Below are 6,419 nucleotides of genomic sequence, written 5' to 3'. Positions count from 1 at the left end.
GCCTTGCGGGCGCCGGCCGCGTGCTGGTGGGCGCGGACGATGGTGCTGTCGACGAAATGCAGGCTCCAGTCGACCCGGCCCTGGCGATCAGCACGAGCCTGAAGCGCCTCCAGGATACCCTGCCAGATGCCGGCTTTGCGCCAGCGGCAGAAGCGGCTCGATACCGTGCCGACCGGGCCATAGCGCTCAGGAAGGTCCTTCCAGGGCGCTCCGGTGCGGTCAATCCAGAGAATACCATTGATGATCGTGCGGTGGTCGTGGTTCGGCCGCCCAGTGCGCGGCCTCTCAGGGGGCAAAAGCGGTTTCAGCCGCTCCCACTGTGCATCAGTCAAATCATAACGTCCCATACCGGGTATATGGGAACACCTTCCTCAATCCGCCAACGCTTTGCAGAAAGGCCCTAGAAGTCGACGTCAGCAAGTTACGATGCACCCATATGATCGAAATGTCTGACCATGACGTACAATGCATAACCGGATATAGACAAGCTGCAACGGTAGAGATCAACCAGAATAGGATTTTAATCATTGTAAACGCTCAAAAACTAGGACATGATAGCTGGTCCTTTTGCGTCTAAGAAAGCTCCTGCCGTGCCCGCACCCACCACCCCCACCCCCCGCCGGCTCCTCCCCCGTCAGGAGCTTTTCGCCTTCCACGCCTCACGCGGCGCCAGCCTCGCCCAGGCGTCGCGGCTGGCCGGTTACTCACCCCAGGGTGCGCGGCAGCGGGGTAGTGTTTTGATGGCGAATAGTGACATTCGTCTACGTGTCGAGGAATTTCGGCGGGAATGGGTGGCGGCGCGTGACGCCTCCATCGCCGAGGCGGTCGAGGAGACAGGGCAGGTCGTGGAGATGGCGATCCGCCTGGAGCGCCCGACCGCAGCCCTGATGGCGATCGAACTGAAGCTTAAGCTGCGCGGCATCGTCCATGACCGGCGCTTCAGCCTCTATACCGACAGTCCAGATGACGACCTCAGCACCTGCCTGTTCGACCCGCGTGAGGATGAGGACCCGCCGCTGGAACCGCTCACCGAAGCACCCGCACCGCCTGCGGAACCGCCACCCGCCGACCAGCCGGAACAGCCCGAACCATCCGCCATCCTGCCCGAACCCGCCACCGTCACCGCCGCTCCCCCAGCACAGCCACAAGCTCCGAAGCCCTGGCATTCCGCCGCCAAGACCGGCACCGCACCCGCCGCCAGACCAGCGCCGACCGGCCCGGCGCCCGTCCTCCGCATCCCTGCCGTCCCGCCGCGCATGTTGGAGGCGTTCGATATCGACGGGAAAAGCTTCCCAACGGTATGCCCCGTCGATCCGGAAGACCGCCTCTTCCCATAACGGCTACAGCCGCCGTAATCGCCATGACCACCGCGCCCGCTCCCGCACCGGAACCGGCAGCTCCTCCGTCGGGCGTTCAGCGCCCGCAGCAGGAAGTCGTCGATCGCGACCGAAACCACCTCAGGGGTGAGGTCTTCCAGCCGGCCGACTGTCACATCCGTGTTCTTGACCGGCGTGTCGTAGTTGCGCGAAACCAGGGCCGTCCCGTCCTCCGCCACGGGGAAAGTCATGTGGGCGCGCGGCGCCTGCGCCGTGGTGAAGATAGAGCTGAAGCGGACGAAGGCGCGCAGCGTCAGCAGACCGGCGCCACCTCCGCGCAGGACGAGCTTGGTGATCAGGTTGGCCTTTGGACCGAAGACCGCCAGCATCTATCAGGCGCAGTCCGGCAGTCGCTGGCCCTTCCGGCGAGCCTCGGAGAGCGGGAAATCGGTTCGCATTTCAAGACTCGGCTGCTGGTTTGGGCAGGTCAAATGCAATGTTCGGCGAACCTCTCAGTGACTACCTTTTGGAGGCGGGGCAGGGGAGGTCGACGTCTTCGGGCCGGATGGCGCATCATCGTCGGGATGGCGGCTGTGGGCCGCGTCGTGGACGATGCGGCTCTTGCCGGTGGCGTCCCGGTAGACCACGCCGATGCGGTCGATCAGCACCAGCGCCAGGGCCGCCAGGATGAAGGTGACGAAGATGGCGAGCTTCCACATCAGATCCTGGCTGCGGTACTGCTCGACGTCGATCAGCACCTTGAGCAGGTAGATCGACGAGATCGTGATGATGGTGGCGCCGATCTTGATCTTGAGCGCCCCAGGGTCGAGATGGGCCAGCCAAGAGATCGCCATGTTGCTGTCGGAGACGATCGGACCGACGAAGTTCTCGTAGTTGCTGATGATGACCATGACGGCCAGGCTCGCGACCAGGGCGAAGTCGATCAGCGACAGCATGGTGGCCAGCGCCTCGACGCCGGACATCTCGTCGTAGCTCAGGGCCATGGCGTAGATCATCCGGGCGTAGACGGCGGCGTAGATGCCGAGCGCCACGATCAGCCCGAGATAGAAGACGACCAGGATATAGCGGCTGAGCACGATGACGCGCCCGATCAGGCGGCCGATGACAGGAGCGGCCCTGTCGCGGGGCTCCATGACCGGGATCGGCAGGGTCGGCGCATGGCGGTGCCTCACCGGCTCCAAATCGATCCGGTCGTGAAGCGTCGGCGGCCGGTGCATGAGCTGGTGTTCCATTGCTAGACGGCCAGGACCTTGGCGACTTCGTTGAGCTGTACCAGGGCACGCAGAAGATAAAAGCCCTGGCTGCCGAGATGGCTGGCGAACAGGCGGCTGTCGGGCGGCGCGTCGAGGACGACCGTGGGCTGGAGTTCCGCCGCCTCGCGCAGGCCGACCATGGCCTGCCCCCAGACGGCCTGAAGGTTGCGCTCCTGGATGACGCGTTCGAAATCGTGGCCGATCTCGCGGAGCAGCAGGTAGTAGGCATAAAGCTTGCCTTTGGTCTGGTAGAACAGGTCGTCGGACGACTGGTTGAGAATGAAGCCGCTGGATTGCTCGAGATGGGCGTCGATCTGCGCCGACTGGGAGCCGAGATCGGCGGCGACGCGGAGAACCGTCGCGGCGAGGCTATCGGCCCGGCGGTCGAACACCGCCTCGCCGGCCGCCAGCCGGGTATTGTAGGACATCAGCGCGTTCAGGGCGGCGCGGTACTGGTCCTCGCTGGGAATGGTCGGCATGGTCGACTTGCTGAAGTCGAAGATCCAGATGTTGCCGGGGAACTGAAGCAGGCCGGCGGCTCGCTCCAGGTCGGGATCGGCCTGGGACGATCCGCGCGAGCGGCCGAGCTGGTCGAGCATCTCGAACGACAGCCGGCCGATGGCGCTGATGATGCCCTGCTGGAAGTTCGGCGTGTTGTCGAGCAGCCCGTCCGGCGTGAACCACGGATCGTTCGGCTGCCACTCGTGAAGCACGACTTCCCGCTCGATCAGGGCCATCGCCATGTCGATCGTGTAGCTTCCGCCGGCGGTCGGCGCGGGAGCGATGAAGCCGGTGTCGTCGTCGATCCGGTGGTAGGCGAAGCTGCCGATGCCGACATAGGCGGTAGCGAGAGCAGCGGTGAGCAGCAGGCCGCGACGCAGCCCCTGTTGCCAGCGGGTTCCGAGCAGGGCGCGGGTCCACCGGCGCGGCGAGGAACGGGACAGGCCACTGAACATGGTGATGGGATCCGTTTTCCGTTTGCATGCCTTGGCATTGGGATAGGCAACTTCCAGGAGACAGACCGTGAAGGCCTGTCTCCTGGAACTGGCTCAGGTGGCGTGCGGGTCTGGCCCTACCGGATGCGAGGGAACGAAAAGACGCCGGATGCCGGCGGCGGCTACGGCGACTCCGAGGATGACGTGGGTCCACATGGCTGTTGCGGTCGCGCCGAAGTCCAGGATCCAGGGAGCCGCTGATGTGAGAAGGCCGAGCGCGAGGTAGGCCCATTTACCCCAGTCGGCCGGAGCGATCAGCAACTTGACCGCCACCGCGACGATTACGGGGCCGAGTACGGGAGCGATCCAGGCGGCGGTACCGCTGTCACCGAAGCCGAGCAGGAGCGGCGAGAAGAACAGCGCGACACCGGCCACCAGCGCCAAGATGTCATCGGGCGACCGGCCGGTGAGCAAGGAGCGGTCGAGCATTCTACCAGTCATCGTGACCTCCAAGGTTGTGTTGACAAATTCGGGTTCGGGGGAGGGTGGCTGGGGCTGGCTTGTCCCGGATCCGACGCAGTGATGCGCGTCAGGATTTCGGTCGGAAGAGGCGGACCGTCATCCCGAGTAAAGCCCCGCGTTTCGCCGGTGGCAGGATCATCGGGCTGCACGCCCGCGGCTTCAGCCAGAACTGTTTGCTGAACCAGCCCAACCGCTTCTGGCGGGAGCCGACACCGGCCGGCTCTGTCGTAATCGACGGTGTCGCATCTAATGCAAATCTGTATTCTGATGCAGGAGTACTTGACATTACCGCCTCCTTACTTTGCTGATGAAGTCATCGTAAGAACGCGGCATGTCGATGTTTCGTCCAGAAACACTGTTTTATTTTTTGTCTGCAATGTAATCGTCAGGAACCCGATGCCGGAAAGTCATCGGTGTGGTGAACCACCGTGAAGCTGGAGGCCGAGTCATCCAGATGGTATTGCACGGCAGCCAGCGTGCCGTTGCGGCAGTTCAACCGGATCTCCGTCGGTGGCGAAGGACGGTCGCCGATGGTTCTCGGCAGATGCAGGACGTTGCCCAGCCTGATGACCGTATCGTCCGTTCCATCCAGGGATGGATCGAACCGAAGGAGCACGGTGGTGCGGCCATCGATGTTGATCGGACCGACCATCAGCGGCAGATGCGGCGCGTGCTCGCCGATCGCTCCGATCGGCAGGGCAAAGGGAGCTTCCGCCGGTGCAACCCCGCACGCGGTCGCGACGATGCGTGTCGTTTCCGGGGCTTCGCGGCGTGCAACCGCGTAGCCGCCGACAAAACCCACGGTCATGGCGAGCAACCCCAGTACTGCACCGATTCGGATAGACAAGGTACGAAAAGCCGTCGGCGGGGTATCCATGATCCACATATCCTTTACAAGGGAATGGCAGCCCTCAGCGCGATATCCTGTTCATTTCGCAGCATCCTGTCCGGCGTTCACGATTTCCGCCGCGATCACCTCGATCTGGGCGGCAGTCGTCTTTGCCGCCAGAACGTAGCTGAGCTCGGCATCGCTCCAGTAGGCGAGGTTGACGCCGTCGCGCTCGGCATGGATGATGCCGGTATTTCCCTGATAGCTGTGCGGCGCGATCGACAGCGTCATGCGATGCCTGTCCTGATCCTCGTAAACGACCTGGGCGAGCGGCCCTTCCTTGGTGCCGAGCAGGCGGGCGCTGATGAACGAAATGTTCAGCGGCTCCAGGGACGGCACCGTGATCGATTTTCCCAGCCGGCTCGACAGCCACGACGCCATCTGAAGAGGCTGCGTCGGATCGACGTCCGCCGGACGCAGCGGGTTGTCGGCGAACACCAGATGCGCACCGGCCGCTTCCGCCACATACTCCGGCAGCGGGTGAGACAGGTCGGCATAGGTCATGTGACCACCCCAGCCGGCGGCGACGAGGAGGACTGCGGCGGCTACCTTGCGCAGCCAACTGCCTGCCGCCCAGGTTCCTGAGGAAATACGCTCCCGCTGCCGAAGACGGCTGGCGAGCCGCTGTTCCAGGTCGAGTGTCTTCGGCGATCCCTCGCTGGCCGGCATTGCCATGAGCGCCGCGCGCAGCATTTTCTTCTGTTCGGTCATGACGTCGAGGCGGTTGCTCGCCTCCGCGTCCTCGGCGAACCGTGCCTCCAGATTGGTCGTCTGGTCGGGCGGTAGCTGGCCGTCAAGGTAGGCGTTCAGGTTGGTTTCGCTGACTGCGGGCTTCATTTGCTGCCTCCAACTATCCGGAGCCTGACACTTTTTACTCCCTCCATGGCGCGGCGCAGCGCTTCGCGGCCACGCGCGATACGTGACATGAAGGTACCAAGCGGAACGTCGAGTACCTGTGCGGCGTCCTTGTACTTCATATCCTCGAGCGCCATCAGGACGATGGCTTCGCGCTGGGAATCGGGAAGTTCGTCGAGGGCAGCGAGCAACTGCCGGATCTCGACATGCATCGACTGCGTCGCCTCGATCACCGGATCGGGCAGGCTGGCTCGGGCCGCGTCACGCACCTGCCGCTTGCGCAGCGTGCTGACATGGGTGTTGCTCATGATCCGGAACAGCCAGACCCGCAGGTCTGTGCCAGGCTGGAAGCTGTCGACGGCGGCGATCGCGCGGGTCAAAGTTTCCTGCACGAGATCCTCCGCGTCATCGCGGTTGCGCGTCAAGACCAGGGCGAAGCGGCGCAGGCTGACAATGTGCTCGGGAAGTGTATCGACGACGGATTGACGAGGCATGCACGATCTCCTGTGACCCAAGCTTGGCCAAAGAACGCGCGAAACTTCGTCTTCATCCGCGACCTGTCATCGATTCTCGACAAAGAGCGGCAGACTGCTTGCCAGCGAGCGCATCCGCGATTTTTTTTGCTTGT

8 protein-coding genes are annotated in these 6,419 nt (G+C 63.7%); 1 reads left to right on the top strand and 7 read right to left on the bottom strand.

The features are described from left to right. A partial coding sequence (locus N826_RS17540) for an IS5 family transposase (RefSeq protein WP_044430956.1) occupies positions 1-347 on the bottom strand: 347 nt, incomplete at its 3' end. Between the two features lie 243 nt (positions 348-590). Between N826_RS17540 and N826_RS17535 the strand changes: the two genes are divergently transcribed. Next, positions 591-1,337 carry a hypothetical protein gene (locus N826_RS17535; protein ID WP_147040329.1) on the top strand — a complete coding sequence of 249 codons (747 nt, stop codon included), beginning with the start codon at positions 591-593 and terminating at the stop codon, positions 1,335-1,337. A gap of 491 nt (positions 1,338-1,828) precedes the next feature. Here N826_RS17535 and N826_RS17530 read toward each other — a convergent pair whose 3' ends face one another. The 6 genes from N826_RS17530 to N826_RS17505 form a co-directional block, all read right to left on the bottom strand. Then, complete coding sequence (locus N826_RS17530; protein WP_169789366.1) at positions 1,829-2,554, bottom strand: YqhA family protein; 726 nt, start codon at positions 2,552-2,554, stop codon at positions 1,829-1,831. A 17-nt stretch (positions 2,555-2,571) separates the two neighbouring features. Continuing rightward, positions 2,572-3,546, bottom strand: coding sequence for a DUF2333 family protein (locus tag N826_RS17525; RefSeq protein WP_044430886.1), 975 nt, complete (start codon positions 3,544-3,546; stop codon positions 2,572-2,574). A gap of 93 nt (positions 3,547-3,639) precedes the next feature. Further along, entirely contained in the window at positions 3,640-4,026 is a 387-nt protein-coding gene (locus N826_RS17520; RefSeq protein ID WP_084720847.1) for an SPW repeat protein, read from the bottom strand. A 406-nt stretch (positions 4,027-4,432) separates the two neighbouring features. Then, positions 4,433-4,855: a hypothetical protein gene (locus tag N826_RS17515; protein WP_044430883.1), complete on the bottom strand. Its 423-nt coding sequence runs from the start codon at positions 4,853-4,855 to the stop codon at positions 4,433-4,435. Between the two features lie 120 nt (positions 4,856-4,975). Continuing rightward, positions 4,976-5,773, bottom strand: coding sequence for an anti-sigma factor family protein (locus N826_RS17510; protein ID WP_044430881.1), 798 nt, complete (start codon positions 5,771-5,773; stop codon positions 4,976-4,978). Beyond that, positions 5,770-6,285, bottom strand: coding sequence for a sigma-70 family RNA polymerase sigma factor (locus N826_RS17505; protein WP_044430879.1), 516 nt, complete (start codon positions 6,283-6,285; stop codon positions 5,770-5,772). The genes N826_RS17510 and N826_RS17505 overlap by 4 nt, the downstream gene beginning before the upstream one ends. Positions 6,286-6,419: the final 134 nt, after the last annotated feature.

The organism is Skermanella aerolata KACC 11604 (assembly GCF_000936425.1).
In the GTDB taxonomy this organism is placed as follows: domain Bacteria; phylum Pseudomonadota; class Alphaproteobacteria; order Azospirillales; family Azospirillaceae; genus Skermanella; species Skermanella aerolata.
Note: the sequence above shows the minus strand (reverse complement) of the source record. Positions and strands in the feature narration are given on the sequence as shown.